The organism is Micromonospora olivasterospora (assembly GCF_007830265.1).
Lineage (GTDB): Bacteria > Actinomycetota > Actinomycetes > Mycobacteriales > Micromonosporaceae > Micromonospora > Micromonospora olivasterospora.
The window spans coordinates 2,792,027-2,816,108 of record NZ_VLKE01000001.1 but is presented as its reverse complement, the minus strand read 5'-3'; the positions used below and the strand labels follow the sequence as shown (position 1 = coordinate 2,816,108).

The following is a 24,082-nucleotide window of genomic DNA, read 5'->3' as shown; positions in this document are numbered from 1 at the left end:
GCGCGGCACCCGGACGGGAGCGGAACTGGAGGACATAAGATCGACAAACCTGACACCATCGAGACGTGCTGCTCACCCTCACCACCACGCACCACCCGGCGACCGACCTCGGCTACCTGTTGGTCAAGCATCCCGACCGGGTGCAGAGCTTCGACCTGCCCGCCGGCGCCGCCCACGTGCTCTACCCCGAGGCGAACGAGCATCGCTGCACGGCGGCCCTCCTGGTGGAGGTCGATCCCCTGCGGCTGGCCGGCGGGCGCGGGCGGGGAGGCGCGAAGGCGCAGGCGAGCACCCCGGACGCCTTCACCCTCGGCCAGTACGTCAACGACCGCCCGTACGCCGCGTCGAGCCTGCTCTCCTCGGCGCTGGGCAGGGTGTTCCGCTCGGCCCTGCGCGGGGAGTCCCGCGACCGTCCCGAGCTGGCGGCCCGCCCGATCCCGCTGGAGGTGCGGGTGCCGGTGCTGCGTTGCCGGGGCGGCGCCGACCTGGCCGCGCGGGTGTTCGCCCCGCTGGGCTGGACGGTGACGGCCACCCCGATCACGCTGGACGAGGCGCACCCGGAGTGGGGCGACAGCCGGTACGTCGACCTGACGCTGACCGGCACGCTGCGGCTCTCCGACGCCCTCAACCACCTGTACGTGCTGCTGCCGGTGCTCGACGACGCGAAGCACTACTGGGTGGCGCCCGACGAGATCGACAAGCTGCTCCGGGCGGGCGCGGGCTGGCTCGCCGACCACCCGGAGCGGGGCACCATCACCCGCCGCTACCTGGCCCACCGGCGCGCCCTGGCCGGCGAGGCCCTGGCCCGCCTCGCCGAGCAGCGGCTGGCCGACGAGCCGCCCGCCGACAGCGTGGCCGGCGAGGAGGACGAGGCCACCCCGCACCGTCCGTCGCTCGCGGTACGCCGCCGGGAGGCGGCGCTCGCCGCGCTGGCTGCCAGCGGGGCGACCCGGGTGCTGGACCTCGGCTGCGGCGGCGGGGCGCTGCTCTCCGCCCTGGTCGGCGACCGCCGGTACGCCGAGATCGTCGGCACCGACGTCTCCACCCGTGCCCTCGCCATCGCGGCCCACCGGTTGCGGCTGGACCGGCTGCCGCAGCGGCAGCGGGACCGGATCCGGCTGTGGCAGTCGGCGCTGACCTACCGGGACGACCGCCTGCGCGGGTACGACGCGGCCGTGCTGATGGAGGTGATCGAGCACGTCGACCCGCCCCGCCTGCCGGCGCTGGAGGACGCCGTGTTCGGCCACGCCAGACCGGCCACGGTGGTCGTGACCACGCCGAACGCCGAGTTCAACGTCCGCTACGAGGGGCTGGGGGCGGGCCGGTTCCGGCACGCCGACCACCGCTTCGAGTGGACCCGGGCCGAGTTCGCCGCCTGGGTCGACCGGGTCGGCGCGGCGTACGGCTACACGGCGGAGATCCGGGGCGTCGGCGACGACGACCCCGAGGTGGGCAGCCCGACCCAGCTGGCGGTGCTGACCAGCACGGAGACAACGACGATCCGGAAGGAGGAGCCGATTCGATGACCACCCTCGACATCCCCGAGCTGGCCCTGGTGGCGCTGGTCGGGGTCTCCGGCTGCGGCAAGTCCACCTTCGCCCGGCGGCACTTCGCGCCGAGCCAGGTGCTCTCCTCCGACGTCTTCCGGGCGATGGTCTCCGACGACGAGAACGACCAGTCGGCCTCCTCGGACGCCTTCGACGCGCTGCACCACGTCGCCGGGCTGCGGCTGCGGCGGGGCCGGCTCACCGTCGTGGACGCCACCAACCTCCAGCCGCACGCCCGGGCCGGGCTGGTGCGGGTGGCCCGGGAGCACGACGTCCTGCCGGTGGCGATCGTGCTCGACGTGCCGGAGGCGCTGGCCTGGGAGCGGACGCAGGGCCGGGCCGACCGCACCCACGGCCGGCAGGTGCTCGCCCGGATGCAGCGGGACCTGCGGCGGTCGTACGGGCTGCTGGCCCGGGAGGGCTTCCGCAAGGTGCACGTGCTGCGCGGCGTCGAGGAGATCGACGCCGCCGAGGTCCGGTACGAGCGGCTGTTCAACGACCGACGCGAGCTGACCGGGCCGTTCGACGTCGTCGGGGACGTGCACGGCTGCCGCGAGGAACTGGAGGCGCTGCTGCTGCGGCTGGGCTGGTCGCTGCGCCGCGACGACGCGGGCCGCCCGGTGGACGCGGTGCACCCGGCTGGTCGTACCGCCGTCTTCGTGGGTGACCTGGTGGACCGCGGCCCGGACTCGCCCGGGGTGCTCCGCCTGGTGATGGGCATGGTGGCGGCCGGCCACGCGATCTGCGTGCCGGGCAACCACGAGCAGAAGCTGCTGCGCAGGCTGCGGGGCCGGGACGTGCGGCTCACCCACGGCCTGGCCGAGACGATGGCCCAGCTGGAGGCGGAGCCGGCGGAGTTCGTGGCGGAGGTGGCCGCGTTCGTCGACGGCCTGGTCAGCCACTTCGTCCTCGACGGCGGCCGGCTGGTCGTCGCGCACGCCGGGCTGAAGGAGGAGTACCACGGCCGCGCGTCGGGACGGGTCCGGTCGTTCGCGCTGTACGGGGAGACGACGGGCGAGACAGACGAGTACGGCCTGCCGGTGCGCTACCCGTGGGCGCGCGACTACCGCGGCTCCGCGATGGTCGTGTACGGGCACACGCCCACGCCGGAGCCGGAGTGGGTGAACAACACGATCTGCGTCGACACCGGCTGCGTCTTCGGCGGGCGGCTGACGGCGCTGCGCTACCCGGAGCGGGAGCTGGTGTCCGTTCCGGCGGTCAAGGAGTGGTACGCCCCGGCCCGGCCGCTCGTCGCGTCGGCACCGGCCCGCCCGGACGCGGTGCTGGACCTGGGCGACGTCACGGGGCGCCGGCACGTCGAGCACGCGTACGGGAAGCTGACCGTGCCGGCCGAGAACGCGGCCGCCGCGCTGGAGGTGATGAGCCGCTTCGCCGTCGACCCGGCCCGGCTGGTCTGGCTGCCGCCGACGATGGCGCCCTGCTCGACGTCGACCGTCGACGGGTTCCTGGAGCACCCGGCGCAGGCGTTCGCCGACTACCGGGCGGCGGGCGTCGACCGGGTGGTCTGCGAGGAGAAGCACATGGGCTCGCGGGCGGTGGTGCTGGTCGAGCGCGACGAGGCCGGCGGGAGGTTCGGCGGCGGCGCGGTGCACACCCGCACGGGCCGGCCGTTCTTCGGCCCGCCGTTGGACGACGAACTGCTGGCCCGGGTCCGCGCGGCGGTCACCGCGGCAGGGCTGTGGGCCGAGCTGGACACCGACTGGCTGCTGCTCGACTGCGAGCTGCTGCCCTGGTCGGCGAAGGCGGGCGGGCTGATCCGCGAGCAGTACGCGAGCGTCGGCGCGGCGGGGCGGGCCGCCCTGCCGGCGGCGCTCGCCACGCTCGACGCGGCGGCGGGCCGGGGCCTGCCGGTGGCCGGCCTGCGGGAGCGGATGGCCGGGCGGCGCGCGGACGTCGAGGCGTACTCGGCGGCGTACCGGGCGTACGTGGGGCCGACCGACGGGCTGCGCGGGGTGACCCTCGCCCCGTTTGCGGTGCTCGCGGGCGCGGGGGGCAGTCACGCCGACCGGGACCACGGCTGGCACCTCGACCTGGCCGACCGGCTGCGGGCGGCGGACCCGGGATTCTTCACCGCCACCCGCCGGCAGGTCGTCGACCTGGCCGACCCCTCGGCCGAGGCCGCCGCCACCGACTGGTGGCTGGCGCTCACCGCCGCCGGCGGGGAGGGCATGGTCGTCAAGCCGTACGCCGGGCTGGCGGCCAGGTCGCCGAGGGGCTCCCTGCTCCAGCCCGGGATCAAGTGCCGGGGCCGGGAGTACCTGCGGATCATCTACGGGCCGGGGTACACCGAGCCGGAGCAGCTCGCCGCGCTGCGCCGACGGTCGCTCGGCCGCAAGCGGGGGCTGGCGCTGCGGGAGCACGCCCTGGGGCTGGCCGCCCTGGACGCGCTGGCGGCGGACGCGCCGCTCTGGCGCCGCCACGAGCTGGTCTTCGCGATCCTGGCCTGCGAGTCCGAGCCCGTCGACCCCCGGCTCTGAGCCCACCCCCGCGCCGGCCCTGGCCGGTCCGGCGCGGGGGCCCGGGCGGGTTGGGTAACCTGTGTGGCCGTGGACACAGCAGAGAAGGCCCGGGTGGTCTCCGAGAGCGTCGCCCTGAACCCCCTCGACCCGAAGGACCTGATTCACACCTTCGGGCTGGTGGGTGTCTGGGTGATCCTGTTCGCGGAGACGGGTCTGCTGGTCGGGTTCTTCTTCCCGGGCGACTCACTGCTGTTCCTGGCCGGCGTCGCCGCCTCGCCGGTGGCCGACGCGATCTTCGGCAGCGGCACCCGGATTTCGCTCGCCGGGCTGCTGATCGGCGGGCCGGTCTGCGCGATCGTCGGCGCCCAGCTCGGGCACTGGCTCGGCGCCCGGTACGGCCGGCGGATGTTCGACAAGCCCAACTCCCGGCTGTTCAAGCGGGAGTACGTGGAGAAGGCCGAGTACTACTTCCAGAAGTTCGGCCCGGCCAAGGCCGTGGTGCTTGCCCGGTTCATCCCGATCGTTCGCACCTTCCTCAACCCGGTGGCCGGGGTGCTCGGCATGCCGGCCAAGCAGTTCCTCCTCTGGAACGTCGTCGGCGCGATCCTCTGGGTGGACGGCATCCTGCTGATCGGCTACCTGCTCGCCGACCAGATCTACAACGCCATCGGCGACAAGATCGACCGGTACATCCTGCCGGTGGTGGCGGTGATCATCGTGATCTCGGTGCTGCCGATCTTCTTCGAGTTCCTCCGCGACCGGCGCGCGCGCAAGCGGGGCGAGGCCGTGACGGTGGTCGCCGCGGCGACGGCCGCCGGCGCTGCCGAGGCCGTCCGGGACGCCGCCGAGCACCGACGCAACGACCAGCCGCAGCAGCCGTACCAGCAGCACCCGCACGGGCAGCCGCAGCAGCCGCCGTACCCGCCGCAGGGCGGGGGGCGGTGGCCGGAGCAGGGCGAGAGCCGCTGACCCCGTATCGACGGGTCGGAACCGGCGAACGGCACGACGACGGCCGGTCCCCGCCAAAGGGACCGGCCGTCGTCGTGCCGCGGCCGGGCAGGCTCCGGCCGACTCGGAGAGACAGCTGCTGGTGACGGGCAGGCGTCACCGCCCGGTGGCGCCACCCCTGACACGCCACCCGGCACCGTCCCGCATACGGGACGGCTCGGCGCAGAGCCTCAGCGGGCCTTCTTGGTGCCCCGCTTGCGCGGCGGGGTCAGCAGATCCGCGATCGTGGCGATCGCGGTCGGCACCAGCCGGTAGTACGCCCACACACCGCGCTTCTCCCGCTCCAGCAAGCCGGCCTCGGTGAGGATACGCAGATGGTGGCTGACCGTCGGCTGGGACAGGCCGAGCGGTGCGGTCAGGTCGCACACGCAGGCCTCGCCCTCGGGGGCCGACTGGATCAGGCTGAGCAGCCGCAGCCGGGCGGGATCGGCGAGGGCCTTGAGGACCCCCGCCAGACGCTCGGCGTCGGCACGTTCGATCGGCTCGCCGGCAAGCGGCGAGATCTGAGGCATGGTCATTTCAGCCAACGCAGTTCCCACGTATTCCATCCTTCCACCAGCAGCATCGATCCGCCTGCATATCAGCAGATCCGAATCGGCAAACTTTTAGGCCACAAGGCCGAGGTCAGCCAACGTAAAGGCCGCCCGATAGGGCAGTCCGGCGGCTCGTACCGCGTCCCCGGCGCCGCGATCAACAATAACCGCCACGCCCACGACCTCGGCCCCGGCCTCACGCAGTGCCTCCACCGCGGTCAGCACGCTGCCACCCGTCGTAGACGTATCTTCGACCGCCAATACCCGTCGTCCGGCCACGTCAGGTCCCTCGATGCGACGTTGCAGTCCATGTGTCTTTCCCGCTTTGCGGACCACGAACGCGTCGAGCGGGCGATCGATCGCCGACGCGGCGTGCAGCATGGCGAGCGCCACCGGGTCGGCGCCCAGGGTCAGACCGCCGACCGCCTCGTACTCCCAGTCGGAGGTCAGGTCGAGCAGCGCCCGACCGACCAACGGCGCCGCCCCGTGATGGAGCGTGACGCGCCGCAGGTCCACGTACCAGTCCGCCTCCCGGCCGGAGGAGAGCACCACCCGCCCGTGGACCACGGCCAGGTCGGTGATGAATTTACGCAGGTCGTCGTGGTCCTCCATGGCGATAGAGGGTACGCCGCAACTCTGGAAGCCGTCTGCCGGGTCCACCTCACTCAGCCCTGCGGGCGACCGACGGGTGGCGATGTCCGGCTACTCTGTGCGACCGCGGCGGGCGGCCGAGGCCGCCTGATGGCGCGATGCTGTGCGGCAGCTCAGCCCGAACGACGCTCGCCGCGACCGCGGGTGTCCCGGGCGAACCGGCGCAGCAGACTCCGGGGCGCGTACCGCATGCCGGCCACGGCCAGCTTGTACCGCCCCGAGGGGACGCTCACCGAGCGGCCTTTTCCCAGGTCACGCAGGGCCTCGTCGACGACCTGCGCCGGCTGCAGCCACAGGAATCCCGGCATCGCGGAGGTGTCGATGCCGACACGCTCGTGCGCACCCGTACGGGTGTAGCCGGGGCAGAGCGCCATCACCCGGACCCCGCGGCGGCGAGTGGTGAGGTCGACGGACTCGCTGAAGGCGGTCACCCAAGCCTTGCTCGCCGGGTACGTCGAACCGGGCATGACCGGGGCGAAGCCCGCAACCGAAGAGACATTTATCACTGCCCCGTGCCCGCGCCGGGTCATCGGGCCGACCGCCGCCAGGGTCAGCCGCAGCACGGCGTGCACGTTGAGCCGCAGCAGGCGCTCCTCGTCCGAAACGGACGAGCGCAGGAACGGCTGGTTGAGGCTGATGCCGGCGTTGTTGACCAGCAACTCGACCGGGGAGCCGTCGCGCAGCCGGGACTCCACGGCGGCGCAACCGTCGTCGGTGGACAGGTCCGCCGGGAGGACCTCGACGAGGTGACCGTGCTGGTCGGTCAGCTCGGCGGCGACCTGGGCCAGCCGGGCGGCGTCGCGGGCCACCAGCACGAGGGCCCATCCGTCGGCGGCCAGCCGGCGGGCGAACTCCGCGCCGATGCCGCTGGTCGCCCCGGTGACCAGCGCGCGGCGCTCGGCGGGTACCTGCTCTGCCACCGGCCGTCCTCAGCGGGTCGGGTACGGGGGCCCGGCCGGCGGGAACCCGACCGGGACCGGCGCGGGCCGGGGACGACGGAACCAGGCGTTCGCCGCCGGCAGGGCCAGCAGCGCGGCCACCACAACGTAACCGAGTGCCTGGCCGACCGAAAGCGCCGCGTTGACCGGGACCCACCACGACGGGTACGCGTCGCCGAGCAGGCCGAGCAGCTCGGCCGTGGCCGGCTCGCCGCCGCCCAGCCGCAGCGGCGCGGCCCGCTGGCCGACCAGCGCCGCCAGGCCGCAGCAGCCGGCGAGCAGCCCCAGCCCGCAGACGACCCAGGCGCCCACCCGGGCGCCGTTGCGCCGGGCGAGCAGCCCGAGCGCCAGGCCGACGAGCAGGGCCCCGACCAGCACGGTCAGCACCGCCGACGCGACGACGACGGATCGCAGCAGCGTGACCACCCCGTCGACCTCCTCCGGCCCGGCGGCCGTGCCGCGCGCCGTGGCGCGGAGCCGGTCGACGGTGCCGCCGAGGGCGACCAGGCCGACGATCGCGTAGGCCAGGGCGCCGACGGCCATCAGCAGCAGCACGGCGGCCGCCAGCCCCACCACCGCGGGCCGGCGGGCCGGCACCTGATCGGGGTACGACACGACAGATCCCTCCGGTAGGCGTCCGGAAGGAACCTACTCGGAGGGACCGTCGGTGTCGCTGTTATCCGGTGCCCACCGCGCCGGGTCGACCCGCGTCGCGGCGCCGCCCGTACGTCAGCTCGCGGCGGGCGGCTCGCCGCCCGGGCGGTCGGTCGGCGGGTTCCGCCGCCGGCGGGCGGCTGCCCCGGTTGCGCCGGGCCGGCGGCCGGCGGGGCGGACGACGGGGGCGCGTACGGCGAGGTGGGCTGGCCGGAGACCGGCGGGTAGCCAGGGGCCTGAGGCTGACCGGGGCCTGGGGGTAGCCCGGGGCCTGGGGGTAGCCGGGGGTCTGCGGATACGCCGGGTAGGCGGCGCCCGGGACCGGCGGCTCCCAGCCCTGCTGCGGCTTGCGGAAGAACTCGTTCGCCGCCGGCAGGGCCAGCAGGATGAGCGCGGCCAGCAGGGCCAGCAGGGCGATCAGGTTCAGCGCGACGCCGGCCGGGCCGAGCCAGGACGGCAGCGCCTCCTCCAGCCGGCGCTGGATCTCCTCGGAGCTGGGCAGGTCGCCGGAGCTCTGGCCGCCGGCGCCGGCGAGGCCGCCGGCCAGGCCGCTGATCAGGTTCGTGCCCGTGCAGCAGGCCAGGATGCCGCCGAGGACCCAGGTGGTGATCCGGGAGCCGTTCTTGCCCCGGTTGTTCAGTACGGCGAGGACCACCAGCCCGACCGCGAGCAGCAGCACGAGGACGGCGCCGCCGATGCCGACCGCGAACGCGACGTCCGCCAGCCCCTCCGCCCCGTTGGCGGAGGTGCCGGAGTAGGCGTCCCGCAGCACGTCGCGGGTCTTACCGATGAACGCCAGCGTCAGGATCAGGTTGATCACCTGGATCACGCCGAAGAACATCAACAGGTAGCTGGAAACGGTGACGACGGCCGGACGTGTCCGGGCCGGTGGGCTGTGGGGGTCGACCACGGTTCTCCTTCCCTAGATCGCGCCCACACCGTATCGACTGCTGGCCAGCGCGGCACGGGAGGCGACACCCGGGCGCGCCGGCCGGTGGGCGGCGGGCGGGCGGTCACACGTCACGGGCGGGCGGTCACACGTCAGTAGCCGCGCCACTCCGTCCGGGCGTACTCCAGGACCCGGGGCTGCAACAGGGTGGACGCGGGCACGTCCAGCCGACCCCGGTCGGCGGGGAAGTTCGCGGCCGAGCGCAGCGTCCCGGCGTCCAGGAAGCGCAGCCGGGGGGCGTCGGCCGGCAGCGCCAGGGCAGGCGGCACGTCCCCCGACGCGGCGAGCACGAAGCCCCAGTCGCCGAAGCTCGGCACGTCCACGTGGTACGGCACGGTGGCGAAGCCGGCCTCGCGCACCGACGCCTCGATCGACCAGTACGACCGGGGCGCGAAGTACGGCGACCCGGACTGCACCACCAGCCGGCCGCCCTCGGCGAGCACCGACCTGACCAGCGCGTAGAACTCGACGGTGTAGAGCTTGGCCGTGGCCGTCTCGTCCGGGTCGGGCAGGTCGGCCACCACCACGTCGAACCGCTCCGTCGCGGCGCGCAGCCAGCCGAACGCGTCGACGTTGACCACCCGCACCCGGGGATCGGCGAACGCGTCGCCGTTGAGGCGGCGTAGCTGCGGCTCGGTGCGGGCGAGCCGCACCACCGCCGGGTCGAGGTCGACGACCGTGATCCGGCGCACGTCGCCGTACCGCAGGATCTCCCGGACGACCAGCCCGTCCCCCGCCCCGAGCACCAGCACCTCACCCCGCGGGCCGTTCAGCGCCGGGTGCGCCAGTGCCTCGTGGTAGCGGTACTCGTCGACCGAGCTGAACTGGAGGTCTCCGTTGAGGTAGAGCCGCAGGTCGGTGTCGGCGTGGCCGGCCTCGCGCACGGAGCGGGTCAGCACGATCTCCTGGTATCGGCTGCGCTCGGCGTGCACCACCGGGTCCCGGTAGAGCTGCTGCCGGGCGGTCACCTCGAAGTCGCGGGCGGTGATCCAGGCGTACGACAGGCAGAGGGCGACCACGACGGAGCCGGCGGTGAGCGCGACGCGCGCCCGGCGGCCCAGCTCCGCCCGGAAGACCGTGAAGACCAGCGCGACGCCGGCCACCGCGTTCACCGCCCCGACCACGAGCGCGCCCTTGAGCTGCCCGAAGACCGGCATCAGCAGGAACGGGAAGGCCAGCCCACCCAGCAGCGCGCCGACGTAGTCGGCGGCGAAGAGGTCCGCCACGGCGCTGCCGGCGGACTGCTCGCGGATGCGTTGCAGCAGCACCATGAGCAGCGGAATCTCCGCGCCGATCAGCAGACCGAGCACGAACGCGGTGCCGACGAGGGCCGGCCCGTACAGGTCGAGCCAGGCGAACGCGGCGTACAGGCCGAGCACGGAGAGCCCGCCGAGCAGGGCGAGGGTCAGCTCGATCGCGGCGAACGCGGCGGCGGCCCGCGACTGCCACGGCTTGGCGGCGAGCGCGCCGACGCCCATCGCGAAGACCATCACGCCGAGCACGATCGACGCCTGCCCGACGGTGTCGCCGATCAGGTAGCTGCCGAGCGCGACCAGGGCCAGCTCGTACACCAGGCCGCAGGCCGCGCAGACGAACACCGCGACCAGCACCGCCGCGCGGGACAGCCGCCAACGGCGTCCCGCGACCCGGCCGCCGTCCGTCGCCGCCGGGGCGTCGACGGTCACGCGCTCTCCCGGGTACGCGACCTCGCCCGGTCCGCCTCGGGGCGCTGCGCGGGCACGGCCGCCCGGAGCTGCCGGCGGCGCTGCACCAGGCCCACGGTGACGAACAGCGCGGTGACCAGCAGCAGGGCGCCGGTGGCGATCAGGTAGGCCCGACGGTCCCGCCACAGGTCGGTGCCGGCGTCGGGCAGCGGGGCCACCGAGGCGACGGGCGAGGCGGCGGGCACCGCCGCGGGCTGGGTCAAGCCGGCCTCGGCCATCAGCAGCGGAACGGTCACCGCCGCCCGGGTGATCGCCCAGCCCGGATCGTCGAGGAAGACGTCGTTGGTCAGCCCGAACCGGCCCAGGTTCAGTTGGATGGTCGTCAGATCCCGGGGCCGGAAGTCGGAGGAGCCATTGAGGTAGACGGTCGCCCAGTCGTTCGCCTCGCTGCTCTCGCTGGTGTACCTGATGTCGGCGATCACCTCCACCCAGCGCGGGCAGCGGCTGTCCTCGGTCGACGCCGACACCCCGCCGCCCAGGTTGGAGCCGACGCTGACGACCTCGCCGCTGTCCTCGAGCTGCCAGCCGTAGCAGATGCCCTGGCTGGCGAAGGAGCGCTGGAGGATCGGCACGGTGTCGCCGCGTTCGACCGCGGTCGGGGCGGGCACGTCCGCGCCGCCGGAGTCGCAGCCGGCCACGCCGAACCCGATGCAGGTGGAGGCCACGACCACCGTGGAGATCCGGACGAGCCGGCCGCCGGCGTCCCTCGTCGCCGGCTTCCCCGGCCGCCCGCCGTCGGGCTGCTTCCCCGCAGCCATCAGCTGATCGCCGCCGCGATGATCGCGCCGGTGGCCAGGTGCACCACCGCGGACACCCAGACCGCCGGGTGCGGCTCGGGGTCGACCAGGATCTTCCCGAGCCGGCCCGGGGTGGCCACGTCGAGCAGCACGAACGCCGCCGCCATGATGACCAGGCCGACGATCCCGTACGCGGCCGCGCCGACCAGGCCGAGGACGAAGTCGTCCGCGCTGGCGGCGATCGCGGCGACCACGATGGTGCCGACCCCGGCCAGGTTCGAGGCGAGCAGCAGCGCGGCGTTGCGGTTGCGCTCGGTCCAGATCAGCTCGTGGAGCTTGCCGGGGGTGGCGACGTCGACCAGGACGTAGCCGATGCCCATCAGGACGACGCCGACCACGCCGTAGGCGAGCGTGACCAGCAGGTCGGTGACCAGGGACTGCACAGGGGACTCCAGGATTCGTCGGGGTGGGAGGGGTCGGTCACTTGCCGGAGCCGGGGCCACCGCCGCGGACCGTGCTGCCCCGCCCCCAGCCCCAGTGGTTGCCCACCGTGCTGTGGTAACGCGGGTAGGCGGTGGTCAGCCGTTCCAGCAGGATCAGTGAGCCGGCGGCGATCGGCAGGATCACCACCGAGTCGTCGTCGTAGCGCAGGTAGACGCCGCTGCCGTCGACGTACTGGTCGGCCGGCTGCCAGGCGTCGGTCACCTCCTCGGCGACCTGGCTCGGCGCCTTCGCCGACGTGTACGCGACCGCGTCGGCGCCGATGTCCCGGCTGACGGCCCGGGTGTAGCGGTCCTCGACGTAGCCGCGGGGGGAGAAGTTGCCGTAGAAGATCGCGAAGGCGGCGATCAGCGCGCCGATGACGGCGAACGCCGCTCCGACCACGAACCACCGTCGGTACGTCACAGGATCACCTCGGTTCGCGACTGCGGGGCTCGCAAACCCCGCTCACTCCTCGCGCTCACAGGACCACCTCGGTTCGCGACTGCGGGGCTCGCAAACCCCGCTCACTCCTCGCGCTCACAGGACCACCTCGGTTCGCGACTGCGGGGCTCGCAAACCCCGCTCACTCCTCGCGCTCACAGGACCACCGCCGTTTCGGTCAGGACCAGCTCGTTGGTCTGGGGGTACGCGTGCCAGGTGTGCCAGCCGACTGTCCCGCCGGGCGGGTCGGGCCGCACCGCGAGCGCGGTCACCGCGTCGACGTCGCCGGGGAAGACCCCGACCAGCGCATACGGGTCGCCGGCCAGCTCCGCGCGGAGGGCGCCGACCCGGTCGCGCAGTTCTCCGGGCGGCGGGCGGAGCACGGTCGCGGCGAACCGGTAGCCGTTCGCCGCGTCGAGCAGCGTGGCGGGCAGCTCCGGCGGCCGGCCGGGCAGGCACGCGACGGTCTCGGTCAGCTCGGCGCCCACCGCGCGGAGCACCACCTGATGCGAGGCACCGAGCAGGCGCAGGCGCAGCCGGAGCCCGGCGGGCAGGTCGAGGTCGAGCACGTGCAGCGCGGGGCGCTCGGCGTCACCGAGGGCGAGGCTGAGGTCGGCGGCGCGGGTGTCGACGTACGGGGCGTCCAGGGTGACCAGCACAGTCAGTCCACCTTGCCCGGGTCGCCCTGCGGATACACCATCACCTCGGCGCGGTGCAGCAGCTCACCCCGGGCGACCTCCCACCCCGCGTTGCCGTACGCCTCGAAGGAGAGCCGGGCGCCGTCCGGGGAGCGGTAGTCGTGGTAGCGCATGGTGCCGGCCGGGTCGAGGCCCGTCGTCCCGGTGGCGGTGAAGCGCGCGGAGCCGGACTCGTGGCTGGCGAACCGGCGCCCGTCGAAGTCGACGGTCGGGGCGCCCGGGGCCAGCGTGGCGCTCGGCTCCGCCGTCCAGAGCACCAGCTCCAGGTCCGGGTCCTCCTCCACGGAGAGCCAGCGCCGGCCGCCCGCGGCGTCGTCGAGCAGATGCTCGGACCAACTCCATCCGCCCTCGTCGAGCCGCACCGAGCCGCGCACCGCGTACGACACGCCGCGGACCTCGACGATGTCGCCGGGGCGCAGCCGTCGCGGGTCACCGCGCAGCGCGTCGGCGTCCCGGTCGCGGAACGGATCACCGGGTGCCTGCGGGCGGCGCCCGGTGCGGGACCTGCGCAGCGCCACCACGGCGATCACGACACCGGCCACCCCGACGAGGCACCCCAGCGCCGTCACCACGTACGCCACCGAACCGTTCACCCCGATCGCCTCCCCCAGTCGCGTCGGCGGTGACGGTAACAACCCCGCACACGGCGGGAAACCTTCGTATGACTGAGTGAAGGCTCAGCTACCCAGAGTCTCGGGGCGGTCGGTGCCGGGCGGCTCGGCGGGGGCCGGCGCGCAGGCCACGTGCACAGCCGGGTCGGGGCAGATCAGGTAGCCCGGCGGGACCGGACAACCGGCCGGTACCCAGGCGCCGGGCTGCGGAACCGCCGGCCCCATCGGATACGGCGCCATCATCGGATACGGCGCCACCATCGGATGCGGTCCAGGCCAGCCGGCGTACGGCACCGGTCCGACCGGCCACTGCTCGGCGCGGGGCCGGAAGTACCGGTTCGCGGCCGGCAGGGAGAGCAGCAGCACCACGGTCGCGGTGAGCAGGAAGACGGTCAGCACGCCGATCCCGCCGACCGGGAAGATCACGTCGTCGTGGGCCTGCTGCCGGTCGTACAGGGTCTCGAGGAACCTCGACTCCTGCCACGGGACGTCGTCGGGAAACGGCGCCGGCTCGGCGTCCATCCCCTCCTCGAAGCCGAGCGCGAGGACGAACGGGATCACCAGCGCCCCGGAGCACGCCTGGGCGAGGCAGAGCAGCAGCTGCGCGCCGCTGGAGACGTAGACCAGGATGCGCGCCGTGTTCCGGCCCCGGAGCAGCGGCAGGGCCGTGCCGGCCAGCCAGCCGGCGAGCAGCAGGGCGGGCACGCCGAGGACGAGAGCCCCGACGACGTTGCCCGTCCGCTCGTCCCGCACCTCGGCCGGGTCGGCGTCCGGCACCAGCCGGGTCACCTCGTCGATCTGACCGTCGAACCACACCGCCTCGAACGCCACCATCCCGGCCAGCCCGAGCAGCACCGCCACCGTGACGACCTGGAGCCAGCCGGCGACGGTCACCGAGGTCGGTCGGGGCGGGCGGACCGGGACGGGCACGGGTACGGTCATGGCCCTGGACGGTACGGCCCGCGTTCCACGGGCGGCAGCCCCGATCGGCCAGCGTGCCCCTGGCTGGTTGATCAGCTTCCCGCGAGCTGGGCGGCGGCGTACTCGCCCAGCGTCGCCCGCCCCATCAGGCATCCGCTGAACGTGGTGAACTCGCCCCCGTCCTCGCGGAGCCGCTGCCACGCCGCCCGGCCCGCCCCCGCGTCGACCGCGTCCAGCAGCGTGGCGGCGTACGCCTTCCCGGCGGGCGACCCGTGCCCGAGCAGCCAGTCGATCTTTTCCCGGGCGGCCTCGGGACGCTCGTCGAGCGCCCGCTCCAGGTACCGGTACGCCTCGGTCGCGGGCAGCAGCGTGCCCGCGATCCCCACCCCGCCGAACGCCAGCGTGTCCGCCTCGGCGAGCTCCTCGACGGCCGCGTCCAGCTCCCGGTCCTTCCGCCCGATCCCCACCATGCCTCCCTACTGCCCGCTCACGCCCTGCCTGACCCTGTTGACCAAGAAGTTTGCGTCACCGACGCGCGGCTCCACGACGCAAACTTCTTGATCACCGGAGACGGGGCCGCCCGGACGGCCCACGCGAAGGGCCGGCCGGGCGGGCGGGTCGGTACGGCTCAGGCGGCGGTGACCGTCAGGCCGTCCTTGTTGTCGGTCAGGTCGACCCTGACCGTGTCGCCGTCGCGGACCGTACCCGAGAGCAGCGCCCTGGCGAGCTGGTCGCCGATGGCGGACTGCACCAGCCGGCGCAGCGGGCGGGCGCCGTAGATCGGGTCGTACCCGTGCTCGGCGAGCCAGCCCCGGGCCGCCTCGGTGATCTCCAGGCCGAGCCGGCGGTCGGCGAGCCGCCGCCGCATCCGGTCGAGCTGGATGTCCACGATGGCGCGCAGGTCGTCGCCCCGCAGGCCGGCGAAGACCACGATGTCGTCGAGGCGGTTGAGGAACTCCGGCTTGAAGTGCGAACGCACGACCGCCAGCACCCCCTCGCGGCGCTGCTCCTCGGCCATCGTCAGGTCGCTGATCACCGACGACCCCAGGTTGGAGGTGAGAATCAGGATCGAGTTGCGGAAGTCGACGGTACGCCCCTGGCCGTCGGTGAGCCGGCCGTCGTCGAGCACCTGGAGCAGCACGTCGAAGACGTCCGGGTGGGCCTTCTCCACCTCGTCCAGCAGCACCACCGAGTACGGCCGGCGGCGCACCGCCTCCGTGAGCTGGCCGCCCTCCTCGTAGCCGACGTACCCGGGCGGGGCGCCGACCAGGCGGGCGACGGAGTGCTTCTCGCCGTACTCGCTCATGTCGATGCGGACCATGGCCCGCTCGTCGTCGAACAGGAACTCGGCCAGGGCCTTGGCCAGCTCGGTCTTGCCCACGCCGGTCGGCCCGAGGAAGAGGAAGCTGCCGGTCGGGCGGTCCGGGTCGGCGACGCCGGCCCGGGCGCGGCGGACCGCGTCGGAGACGGCCGACACCGCCTCGGACTGGCCGACCACGCGGCCGCCCAGCGACTCCTCCATCCGGAGCAGCTTCGCCGTCTCGCCTTCGAGCAGCCGGCCGGCGGGGATGCCGGTCCAGGAGGCGACGACGGCCGCGATGTCGTCCGCGCCGACCTCCTCCTTCAGCATCGCTCCGTCGGCCTGGAGCCGGGCCAGTTCCTCCTCGGCCTGCTTCAGCTCCGCCTTGAGCGCGGGAATGCGGCCGTACCGCAGCTCGGCGGCCCGCTCCAGCTCGCCGTCGCGCTCGGCCCGCTCGGCCTCGCCGCCGAGCCGCTCCAGCTCCTCCTTGGTGGTGGAGAGCTTGGTGATGTGGTCCTTCTCCAGCTTCCAGCGGTCGGACAGCGCCGTGAGCTGCTCGCGCTTGTCGGCCAGCTCCTTGCGCAGCCGCTCCAGCCGCTCGGCGGAGGCGGCGTCCGGCTCCTTCGCCAGCGCCATCTCCTCGATCTCCAGGCGGCGCACGGCCCGCTCGATCTCGTCCACCTCGACCGGGCGGGAGTCGATCTCCATGCGCAGCCGGGACGCCGACTCGTCGACCAGGTCGATCGCCTTGTCGGGCAGGAACCGGTCGGTGATGTAGCGGTCGGACAGGGCGGCGGCAGCGACCAGCGCGGCGTCGGTGATCCGCACGCCGTGGTGCACCTCGTAGCGTTCCTTGAGTCCGCGCAGGATGCCGATGGTGTCCTCGATCGTCGGCTCGCCGACCAGCACCGGCTGGAAGCGGCGCTCCAGCGCCGGATCCTTCTCGATGTGCTCGCGGTACTCGTCCAGCGTGGTCGCGCCGACCATGCGCAGCTCGCCGCGCGCGAGCATCGGCTTGAGCATGTTGCCGGCGTCCATCGAGCCCTCGCCCTTGCCGGCGCCGACCACGGTGTGCAACTCGTCGAGGAACGTGATGACCTGACCGTCGGAGTTCTTGATCTCCTCCAGGACGGACTTCAGCCGCTCCTCGAACTGGCCGCGGTACTGCGCGCCGGCCACCATCGCGCCGAGGTCGAGCGAGACCAGCTTCTTGTCCCGCAGCGACTCGGGCACGTCGCCGGCCACGATGCGCTGGGCCAGGCCCTCGACGATCGCGGTCTTGCCGACGCCGGGCTCGCCGATCAGCACCGGGTTGTTCTTGGTACGCCGGGACAGCACCTGGATGACCCGGCGGATCTCGGCGTCCCGGCCGATCACCGGGTCGACCTTCCCCGCGCGGGCGCTGGCGGTCAGGTCGACGCCGTACTTGGCCAGGGCCTGGTAGGTCTGCTCGGGGTCGGCGCTGGTGACCCGCCGGTCCCCGCCCCGGACGGTCGGGAAGGCGGCCACCAGGTTCTCCTCGGTCGCGCCGGCGTTGCGCAGCGCGACGGAGACCGCGCCGCCGACCCGGGCCAGGCCGGCGAGCAGGTGCTCGGTCGAGGTGTACTCGTCGCCCAGCGGGCGGGCGATCTGCTCGGCGGCACCGATGGCGTTGACGAACTCCCGGGCCAGGGTGGGCTCGGCGATGCTGGAGCCGCGCGCGGCGGGCAGGGCGTCGACCGTGCGCTGGGCGACCCGGCGCAGCTCGGCGGAGTCGGCGCCGACGGCGCGCAGCAGGCCGGCGGCAGTCGAGCCCTCGGTGCCCAGCAGCGACAGCAGCAGGTGCCAGGGCTCCACGGTGGCGTGACCGCGCTGGTTCGCCAGGGCGACGGCACCGGTGATCGTTTCGCGGCTCTTGGTGGTGAGACGTTCCGTGTTCATGGGCTCCCCCGGATCGGCGTGTCCACTGGGAAACGACACAACCAGACTTGAGCCTATTCCGCTCAACCCTGGAGGTGTGACCTGAGTCACTTATCGGCCGCCTCCAGCAGCACGCGCACCCAGCGGCGGTCCGCGTACCGGCCGGTGGCCAGCAGGACGTCCGCCGGGCCACGAGCCGCGAGGGTGCCGTCGGGCAGGACCATCAGGTAGTGGTCGCGCCCGGGCGGCCAGCCGAGCGCGTGGTACCTGCCCTCGGCGACCACGCCGCAGCCGGCCGGCCCGTTGACGGCGAGCAGGCCCCCGCCGATCGGCGCGACGGAGGTGATCTCCTCGGGATGCCCGTCGGCGCGCACCGGCACCCACTCGCCCTGGAACCGCCAGACCGAGGGGAAGCCGCCCCGGTCCGGGCGGTCACCGACCAGCCACGCCTCGCCGTCCGGGCTGGACCGGACGAACAGCACGTGCAGGTCGGTGGCCGACCCGGGCACGGGCGTGTCACTCCACGTCCGGCCCCCGTCGAGGGAGATCGCGGCGCGCGGCCGGCCGTCCTGGACGCCGGCGGCGACCAGCAGGCCGCCGGCTTCGCCGACCGTGTTCAGCCCGGGCAGGGGCGGCTGGGCGGGCAGGGGCTCCGCCCGCTGGCCGGCCCACCGGACCACCCGGCCGTCGCTCTCGTCGATCTGGAAGCGGCCCTGGGCCGCCCGCCACGAGGCCGGCGCCTGCTCTCCGCGGGTGTGGGCGAAGGTGCCGCCGCCGTTGGTGGAGGTGTACCAGTCGCCGTCGCCGGCCAGCACGAGCAGCAGGTTTCCGGCTGTGTAGAGCTGGTGGTTGTCGGCGACCGGGTGGGGATGCCGCAGGTGCCGCCAGGAGCGCCCGCCGTCGACGGTGGAGTAGAGCTGCGCCGGGCAGTCCCGGCCCGGCGGGCGGTGGTCGCAGGCGGCAAAGAGGGCGTACCCGCGGTCGGCGGTGACGAAATCAACGAACGGCGGGTCGTACCGCCGGCCGACGGCGACCCGGACCTCGCGTACCTCGACGGCGGCGGCCGTGGGGGACGGCGCCGGCGCGGACGGCGCGGACGAGGGCGCCGACCGGTCCGGCGGCCGGCGGCGGACGTCGCCGACCGAACAACCGGCCAGCAGCGGTACGACCAGTAGCGCGACCACCCGGAGCGGAACCCGACCGACCATCGACCTTTACCTCACTCGGTAGCCTTGCCACGTGCGAGTACGTGTCGAACAGACTGCCCTACCCGGGATCGGAATGCGTCACGACCTGGTGACGGAATCCGGGCACCGGCTAGGCGTGGTCTCCCACCGCAATGGCCGCCGCGATCTTGTCCTGTACGACCCGGACGATCCCGACTCATGTCAGGCCGACATACCCCTCACCGACGACGAGGCGGAGGCGCTGGCCGACATCCTCGGCGCGTCGCTGATGCTCGGTCAGCTCTCCGGCCTGCGCGAGCAGGCGGCCGGGCTGCTCACCGAGCAGATCGCCATCCCGGCCGGCTCGAAGTACGTCAACCGGCGGCTGGGCGACACCAAGGCGCGCACCCGCACCAGCGCCTCGATCGTGGCCGTGCTCCGCCGCGGCGAGGTGATCGTCTCGCCGGACCCCACCTTCCGCTTCGACGCCGGTGACGTCGTGGTCGTGGTCGGCACCCGCCAGGGGCTCGACGGCGTGAGCGAGATCCTCGCCGACAGCGACCCGGACGGCTGAGGCGCGGATGCACGAGACCACAACACTGCTCATCGAGGTCGGGGCCCTGCTGTTCCTGCTGGGGCTCCTCGGCCGGCTCGGCCGCCGGATCGGCCTCTCGCCCATTCCGCTCTACCTGCTCGCCGGGCTCGTCTTCGGGCACGGCGGTGTGTTGCCGCTCGCCGCCAGCGAGGAGTTCTTCGCCGTCGGCGCCGAGATCGGCGTGATCCTGCTGCTGGTCATGCTCGGCCTGGAGTACTCGGCCGGTGAGCTGGTCGGCAACCTCCGCTCGGCGGCACCCGCCGGGCTGATCGACGGGGTGCTCAACGCGCTGCCCGGCGCGGCCTTCGCCCTGCTGCTCGGCTGGAACTGGGTGGCCGCCGTCGTACTGGCCGGCATCACCTGGGTCTCCTCGTCCGGGGTGATCGCCAAGGTGCTGGCCGACCTGGGCCGGCTGGGTAACCGGGAGACCCCGGTCGTCCTGTCGGTGCTGGTCATCGAGGACCTGGCGATGGCGCTGTACCTGCCGCTGCTCACCGCCGTGCTCGCCGGCACCGGCCTGCTGGGCGGCGGCATCGCGCTCGCCGTGGCGGTCGGCACGGTGCTGCTCGTGCTGGTGGTCGCGATCCGGTACGGCCACCTGATCTCCTCGGCCCTGTCGGCCAAGGACCCGGAGGCGCTGCTGCTCGGCGTGCTCGGGCTGACCCTGCTGGTCGCCGGTGTCGCGGCCAAGCTCCAGGTGTCGGCGGCGGTCGGCGCGTTCCTCGTCGGCATCGCCCTCTCGGGGCCGGTCGCGCACCACGCGACCGAGATGCTCTCCCCGCTGCGGGACCTCTTCGCCGCGGTCTTCTTCCTCTTCTTCGGGCTGGTCACCGACCCGCGGGACATCCCGCCGGTGCTGCTGCCGGCGCTCGGGCTGGCCGTGGTGACCATGGGCACGAAGACGCTGACCGGCTACCTGGCCGCCCGGCGCGTGGGCATCAAGGAACCCGGCCGGTGGCGGGCCGGCCTGGCCCTGGTGCCGCGCGGGGAGTTCTCCATCGTCATCGCGGGGCTCGCCGTGGCCGCCGGCAGCGTCGAGCCCAGGCTGGCGGCGCTGGCGACGGCGTACGTGCTGATCACCGTGGTGACCGGGCCGATGCTGGCCCGGCTGCCGGACTTCGCCTGGTTCAAGCAGTGGCTGCGGCAGCGGGCCGCCCGCCAGCGGATGGAGGCGGCGGTCACCGCCACCACCGACTGACGCCGGGCCGCCGGACCGCACAGGGCCGGGTCGACCGTACGGTCGGCCCGGCCCTGTCCGTCGGGTCACCGAATGTGTTCAACCCTTCCAGCGCTCGGCAACCCGGGTTACGGTTTCGCCCCAACAGCCAGGGTCCGCGGGTGGTCGGTCCCCCGCGGGCGCGAGCGGAAGGTTGGCCGGTGCGCGTGCAGGAGTCGACGTTCCACGGCTTCGCCAACCCCGTGGACCCGTCCCCGGCGGAGCTGCGGGCGTGGGCGTACCAGCCCGATTCGGTGCCGCTGGCCTCGATGCCCCCGGACTGGGACCTGCTGGTCGCCGGGGACCACCTGGTGCAGACCCTCTTCGGGCTGGCAATGGACCCGGCCTGCCCGGCCCGCCGGTTCGCCCTGCACTGCCTCTACATCTACGCCGCCGACGGTATCCGGACGAACTTCCGCGCCCACCCCAAGCGGCGCTTCCGGAAGCTGGTCGAGCAGGCCGAGCGCGACGGTGACCAGCTGATGCGGACCTGGGCGTACAACAGCCGCGTGCTGCTGGCCCGGCCGGGCCTCTTCGACTACCGGGACTGGTGCGAGGGCGGCCTGGTGCGGGAGAACCGCCGCCTCTAGACGCAGTTGCGTGTAGGCGGCCAGGATCAGCCAGGTCCACCGGTCGGCGGCCTACGGGGTGCGGATCTTCGGACAGGTCCAGCCGAGGGTCTGCTTGAACAGGCGGAACGTGTGCTCGATGTCGAAGCGGCGCAGGAACGTCTGCCAGAGCCGGTCGACGTCAGCCGGGGTGGCGTCGACGCCGGACCACCACAGCCACACCGGCTTCGGGGTCGCGCCGCTGGGCAGGTGCTCGACCTCCAAACGGAAGACAGTTCCCTCAATGACCGGCAACACCTTCGCCGCGTCGACCCAGGCGGATCGGTGGGTCAACCGTGGGTGCAACCGGTCCCAGGCGCGGGTCTTGACTATTGCTCCGCAGATTCCGCGGACCTCGGCGGGCCGTTCGGGCTCATTAGGTAACGGGGCGCTGGGGCGTCGTCTCCGGACGGGTATCGGTAAGTGAGCTTGAGAGCTTCACGCCATCGACACACTGCGTGCCCGGTCAGGAACATGCCCGCGCACGTCGCGGACGTTTGTTGACGAGTGGTTGCTAGTCCCGGATCGCGTTGATGGAGGTCAGAGCCGTGCGTCGGCCCGCGCCGACTTCGTTTGTTCATCCATCACGGTAGCTATTGCGAAGCCCGGGGCACTCAGCCCATGATCGCATCGAGTAATAGCAACAGCACCTTCCGCTGCCATGGGATCTATCGAAGGGACCAGCATGACTCGACCGGAACGGGTCCGGCGGCTGCCGCGACGTTCGCAAACAGGTGGACGGGTTGCGAAGGCGCTGCGCCGCCTCGGGGCGGTCGCGGTGGCCGCCATCACTCTCGGGATCATCTCGGCGGTGACGGTCGCGACGCCAGCCAGCGCGGCGACAACGACCATCTGCAAGAGTTCCCCCATACCCGCCGGGCAGGTCATCATCGCCGAGGGCTCGTCGACATCCTGCCCGGGCAGCTTCCCCAACACCTGGACGATCACCACCCCGTCCACCACCGGAACCACCGTGATGTGCAAGGTCTCCGCCGTCCCGAGCGGGTTCGTCATCATCGCCGAGGGCTCGTCGACATCCTGCCCCGGCAGCTTCCCCAACACCTGGACGATCACCACCCCGTCCACCACCGGAACCACCGTGATGTGCAAGGTCTCCGCCGTCCCGAGCGGGTTCGTCATCATCGCCGAGGGCTCGTCGACATCCTGCCCCGGCAGCTTCCCCAACACCTGGACCATCCGCACTCCGGCGGCCTCTGGCACGACGGTCATCTGCTCGGTTTCGCCGATCCCACCGGGATACGTCGTGGTCGGCACGGGCTCGTCGACATCCTGCCCCGGCAGCTTCCCCAACACCAGGACCATCCGGCTGCCCTGATGCCGGCACGAGTGGTCCCGCCGAACCTCCGGCGGGACCACTCGACACGGCCCGGACGCCCCGCGCCAACCCGTCCACCGCCACCAACCAAGACTCACGCTGGCTCTTTCCCGGCCGCCGTGCCGGCCAGCCACTGCACCCCAGCACCCTCGCCGCGCTGGTCCACTCCCTTAACGTCCCGACCACCGCTGGCCGCGCCGCCGCGATCCGCCAGCACGTCCTGACCATGCCCGCCCCGATCGTCGCGACCGCGCTCGGCTACCACCACGCCACCACCGCCCGTCTCGCCACCGAGGCCGGCACCACCTGGTCCAACTACGCCCGAGGCGACCACGCGGAAAGTAGCCAACCGAAATTCCGATGACCCGTTTCACCAGCGGACCGGCGACAGTTGATTAGGAGACCTCACCAGTCGGGTGGGCCTGTGGGACGCAGTTCCTGGTCCTCGTGCCCGTCGTGGGGGGAGACGTGGCCGGCGTGGAGCGCGAGCGGAGCGGCCGGGCCACGCGCCCCTGACGAGCGGGCACGAGCGGCCCGCCCGCGCGGGCCGCCTTGATCCCATAGAGGCCAATTCGGCAACTGGTGGCCACAGTGGCCACCACACCGAGCGCCACCGACCGCATCGATCCACCGCGACCCGCTGCCGTATGGTCTGCGCGTGCGTGGACGCATCGAGCAGCGGGCGTGCCGGATTCCGGTGGTTGTCGCGGCCGAGCTGACGCTGGCATGGCACGTCGTGCTGTTCGCCTTGGCGGAGCTTGTCGGTGGCCTTTCCGCCTCCTGGTTTCCGGACCTGGGCTCCGCACTGGTCAACGTTGGCGCCGCAGCTGCGACGCTCGCGTTCGCCGCATCGATGGGCTGGTGGCGCGATGCCGCCTTGGGCTGGCCGCGTCCCAATCGTTCGTGGTGGTACTGCCTGCCGGTCGTAGCCGTCACCGTGTCCTACGCCACTCCAGGCCTCACCGGGCCGACGAACGCATTCATCAGTACCGCCGTGACCATGCTGGCCGTCGGCGTCGCCGAAGAGTCGCTCAGCCGGGGTATCAACCAGCATGTGCTGGCCTCGCTCGGCGCAACGCGCGCGGCTGTCTGGGTGGGCGTGCTGTTCGGACTCGGGCACGCCCTGAGCGGCCTGTGGTTCGAACGTCCCTGGGACGACACGGTCGCACAGGTGATCAGCACCACCGCCTACGGGTTCGGGCTAGCAGCCTTGCGCTGGCACCTCGGCACGATATGGCCGCTGGTCGTGCTGCACGCCTCCGACAATCTCGTCCAGCTCCGCAGCCCGGGCGCAGCCCCACTGTGGTGGCAGGCAGCCGTTGCGCTGTTCTTCGTCGGATACGGCTGGTGGCTGATCCGACGCCTGCCCCGACGGCCTGCCGATCCAGTGCCGAGCGACGACGACTCACGGTAGAAGGCATCGTGCACCGCTGACGGCTCCCCACCCGTCTCCACAGGCGCCGCGGCTTACCTTGTCCGTCACTTTCCGGACACGCGTCGACACGCGGCGTTAACACATGACTTCGTCGCCAGTGGCAACCTCACACTCGACCCATTAACACCCCTCTATGGAGGTTGCTCATGCGG

25 protein-coding genes and 1 pseudogene are annotated in these 24,082 nt (G+C 73.2%); 8 read left to right on the top strand and 18 right to left on the bottom strand.

Going from position 1 to position 24,082, the window contains the following annotated elements; all coding sequences use genetic code 11:
* The first annotated feature begins 65 nt into the window (after positions 1–65).
* The 3 genes from JD77_RS12850 to JD77_RS12840 all read left to right on the top strand — a co-directional run bounded on the left by JD77_RS12850 (position 66) and on the right by JD77_RS12840 (position 4,996).
* Positions 66–1,526, top strand: a complete 1,461-nt coding sequence (locus JD77_RS12850) for a 3' terminal RNA ribose 2'-O-methyltransferase Hen1 (protein ID WP_145774611.1) — start codon at positions 66–68, stop codon at positions 1,524–1,526.
* Positions 1,523–4,045, top strand: coding sequence for a polynucleotide kinase-phosphatase (locus JD77_RS12845; protein WP_145774610.1), 2,523 nt, complete (start codon positions 1,523–1,525; stop codon positions 4,043–4,045). Before JD77_RS12850 ends, JD77_RS12845 begins: the two co-directional genes overlap by 4 nt.
* Before the next feature lie 63 nt (positions 4,046–4,108).
* Positions 4,109–4,996: a DedA family protein gene (locus tag JD77_RS12840; RefSeq protein WP_145774609.1), complete on the top strand. Its 888-nt coding sequence runs from the start codon at positions 4,109–4,111 to the stop codon at positions 4,994–4,996.
* Positions 4,997–5,205: 209 nt separating this feature from the next.
* Here the strand turns inward: JD77_RS12840 and JD77_RS12835 are convergent, their stop codons facing one another.
* The 15 genes from JD77_RS12835 to JD77_RS12765 all read right to left on the bottom strand — a co-directional run bounded on the left by JD77_RS12835 (position 5,206) and on the right by JD77_RS12765 (position 18,782).
* On the bottom strand, positions 5,206–5,583 hold the full coding sequence (locus JD77_RS12835) for an ArsR/SmtB family transcription factor (RefSeq protein WP_145774608.1): 378 nt from the start codon (positions 5,581–5,583) through the stop codon (positions 5,206–5,208).
* Between the two features lie 57 nt (positions 5,584–5,640).
* Positions 5,641–6,180, bottom strand: a complete 540-nt coding sequence (pyrE, locus tag JD77_RS12830; RefSeq protein ID WP_145774607.1) for an orotate phosphoribosyltransferase — start codon at positions 6,178–6,180, stop codon at positions 5,641–5,643.
* A 152-nt stretch (positions 6,181–6,332) separates the two neighbouring features.
* Positions 6,333–7,139, bottom strand: coding sequence for an SDR family NAD(P)-dependent oxidoreductase (locus tag JD77_RS12825; protein ID WP_145774606.1), 807 nt, complete (start codon positions 7,137–7,139; stop codon positions 6,333–6,335).
* A gap of 9 nt (positions 7,140–7,148) precedes the next feature.
* Complete coding sequence (locus JD77_RS12820) at positions 7,149–7,772, bottom strand: hypothetical protein (protein WP_145774605.1); 624 nt, start codon at positions 7,770–7,772, stop codon at positions 7,149–7,151.
* Between the two features lie 61 nt (positions 7,773–7,833).
* Complete coding sequence (locus tag JD77_RS12815) at positions 7,834–8,721, bottom strand: hypothetical protein (protein WP_145774604.1); 888 nt, start codon at positions 8,719–8,721, stop codon at positions 7,834–7,836.
* Positions 8,722–8,852: 131 nt separating this feature from the next.
* A complete protein-coding gene (locus tag JD77_RS12810) occupies positions 8,853–10,445 on the bottom strand; it encodes a polyamine aminopropyltransferase (protein WP_145774603.1) in 1,593 nt (530 codons plus the stop codon).
* Entirely contained in the window at positions 10,442–11,242 is an 801-nt protein-coding gene (locus JD77_RS12805) for a hypothetical protein (RefSeq protein WP_145774602.1), read from the bottom strand. The genes JD77_RS12810 and JD77_RS12805 overlap by 4 nt, the downstream gene beginning before the upstream one ends.
* Positions 11,242–11,664 carry a DUF350 domain-containing protein gene (locus tag JD77_RS12800; protein ID WP_145774601.1) on the bottom strand — a complete coding sequence of 141 codons (423 nt, stop codon included), beginning with the start codon at positions 11,662–11,664 and terminating at the stop codon, positions 11,242–11,244. The genes JD77_RS12805 and JD77_RS12800 overlap by 1 nt, the downstream gene beginning before the upstream one ends.
* Before the next feature lie 37 nt (positions 11,665–11,701).
* Positions 11,702–12,127, bottom strand: coding sequence for a DUF4247 domain-containing protein (locus tag JD77_RS12795; RefSeq protein WP_145774600.1), 426 nt, complete (start codon positions 12,125–12,127; stop codon positions 11,702–11,704).
* Between the two features lie 173 nt (positions 12,128–12,300).
* On the bottom strand, positions 12,301–12,804 hold the full coding sequence (locus JD77_RS12790; protein ID WP_145774599.1) for a DUF2617 family protein: 504 nt from the start codon (positions 12,802–12,804) through the stop codon (positions 12,301–12,303).
* Between the two features lie 2 nt (positions 12,805–12,806).
* Positions 12,807–13,436 (bottom strand): DUF4178 domain-containing protein, encoded by a 630-nt coding sequence (locus tag JD77_RS12785; RefSeq protein WP_145774598.1) that lies wholly within the window; start codon positions 13,434–13,436, stop codon positions 12,807–12,809.
* A gap of 84 nt (positions 13,437–13,520) precedes the next feature.
* Positions 13,521–14,396: a hypothetical protein gene (locus JD77_RS12780; protein WP_145774597.1), complete on the bottom strand. Its 876-nt coding sequence runs from the start codon at positions 14,394–14,396 to the stop codon at positions 13,521–13,523.
* Positions 14,397–14,467: 71 nt separating this feature from the next.
* Complete coding sequence (locus tag JD77_RS12775) at positions 14,468–14,842, bottom strand: hypothetical protein (RefSeq protein ID WP_387225748.1); 375 nt, start codon at positions 14,840–14,842, stop codon at positions 14,468–14,470.
* A 161-nt stretch (positions 14,843–15,003) separates the two neighbouring features.
* Positions 15,004–17,595, bottom strand: coding sequence for an ATP-dependent chaperone ClpB (clpB, locus tag JD77_RS12770; RefSeq protein ID WP_145774595.1), 2,592 nt, complete (start codon positions 17,593–17,595; stop codon positions 15,004–15,006).
* Between the two features lie 86 nt (positions 17,596–17,681).
* Complete coding sequence (locus tag JD77_RS12765; RefSeq protein WP_145774594.1) at positions 17,682–18,782, bottom strand: hypothetical protein; 1,101 nt, start codon at positions 18,780–18,782, stop codon at positions 17,682–17,684.
* A gap of 31 nt (positions 18,783–18,813) precedes the next feature.
* Here JD77_RS12765 and JD77_RS12760 point away from each other — a divergent pair, with 31 nt between their 5' ends.
* From JD77_RS12760 to JD77_RS12750, 3 genes are all read left to right on the top strand, one after another.
* Positions 18,814–19,314: a cation:proton antiporter regulatory subunit gene (locus tag JD77_RS12760; RefSeq protein ID WP_145774593.1), complete on the top strand. Its 501-nt coding sequence runs from the start codon at positions 18,814–18,816 to the stop codon at positions 19,312–19,314.
* Positions 19,315–19,321: 7 nt separating this feature from the next.
* The gene (locus JD77_RS12755) at positions 19,322–20,533 is read left to right on the top strand and encodes a cation:proton antiporter (protein WP_145774592.1); all 1,212 of its coding nucleotides are present in this window, start codon (positions 19,322–19,324) and stop codon (positions 20,531–20,533) included.
* Between the two features lie 179 nt (positions 20,534–20,712).
* Positions 20,713–21,141 (top strand): hypothetical protein, encoded by a 429-nt coding sequence (locus JD77_RS12750; protein WP_145774591.1) that lies wholly within the window; start codon positions 20,713–20,715, stop codon positions 21,139–21,141.
* A gap of 54 nt (positions 21,142–21,195) precedes the next feature.
* On the opposite strand, the pseudogene JD77_RS12745 reads toward JD77_RS12750, so the two are convergent.
* From JD77_RS12745 to JD77_RS34725, 3 genes and pseudogenes are all read right to left on the bottom strand, one after another.
* Positions 21,196–21,486 (bottom strand): annotated as a pseudogene (locus JD77_RS12745) (NF041680 family putative transposase); the annotation flags it as partial.
* Between the two features lie 213 nt (positions 21,487–21,699).
* Positions 21,700–22,482 carry a hypothetical protein gene (locus JD77_RS12740; RefSeq protein ID WP_145774590.1) on the bottom strand — a complete coding sequence of 261 codons (783 nt, stop codon included), beginning with the start codon at positions 22,480–22,482 and terminating at the stop codon, positions 21,700–21,702.
* Between the two features lie 107 nt (positions 22,483–22,589).
* Positions 22,590–22,712: a hypothetical protein gene (locus JD77_RS34725; RefSeq protein WP_281292100.1), complete on the bottom strand. Its 123-nt coding sequence runs from the start codon at positions 22,710–22,712 to the stop codon at positions 22,590–22,592.
* Positions 22,713–22,721: 9 nt separating this feature from the next.
* Here JD77_RS34725 and JD77_RS33570 point away from each other — a divergent pair, with 9 nt between their 5' ends.
* On the top strand, positions 22,722–22,859 hold the full coding sequence (locus JD77_RS33570) for a hypothetical protein (RefSeq protein WP_246140647.1): 138 nt from the start codon (positions 22,722–22,724) through the stop codon (positions 22,857–22,859).
* Positions 22,860–23,153: 294 nt separating this feature from the next.
* On the top strand, positions 23,154–23,909 hold the full coding sequence (locus JD77_RS12730) for a CPBP family intramembrane glutamic endopeptidase (RefSeq protein ID WP_145774589.1): 756 nt from the start codon (positions 23,154–23,156) through the stop codon (positions 23,907–23,909).
* Positions 23,910–24,082: the final 173 nt, after the last annotated feature.

Bases quoted from the DNA above. Each gene is read 5' to 3' on its own strand.
- JD77_RS12805 (WP_145774602.1), bottom strand. From the start codon at position 11,242: ATGGCTGCGGGGAAGCAGCCCGACGGCGGGCGGCCGGGGAAGCCGGCG.
- pyrE (WP_145774607.1), bottom strand. From the start codon at position 6,180: ATGGAGGACCACGACGACCTGCGTAAATTCATCACCGACCTGGCCGTG.
- clpB (WP_145774595.1), bottom strand. From the start codon at position 17,595: ATGAACACGGAACGTCTCACCACCAAGAGCCGCGAAACGATCACCGGT.
- JD77_RS12835 (WP_145774608.1), bottom strand. From the start codon at position 5,583: ATGGAATACGTGGGAACTGCGTTGGCTGAAATGACCATGCCTCAGATC.
- JD77_RS12845 (WP_145774610.1), top strand. From the start codon at position 1,523: ATGACCACCCTCGACATCCCCGAGCTGGCCCTGGTGGCGCTGGTCGGG.
- JD77_RS12755 (WP_145774592.1), top strand. From the start codon at position 19,322: ATGCACGAGACCACAACACTGCTCATCGAGGTCGGGGCCCTGCTGTTC.
- JD77_RS12740 (WP_145774590.1), bottom strand. From the start codon at position 22,482: ATGGTCCTGGTGTTGGGGAAGCTGCCGGGGCAGGATGTCGACGAGCCC.
- JD77_RS33570 (WP_246140647.1), top strand. From the start codon at position 22,722: ATGCCCGCCCCGATCGTCGCGACCGCGCTCGGCTACCACCACGCCACC.
- JD77_RS12780 (WP_145774597.1), bottom strand. From the start codon at position 14,396: ATGACCGTACCCGTGCCCGTCCCGGTCCGCCCGCCCCGACCGACCTCG.
- JD77_RS12765 (WP_145774594.1), bottom strand. From the start codon at position 18,782: ATGGTCGGTCGGGTTCCGCTCCGGGTGGTCGCGCTACTGGTCGTACCG.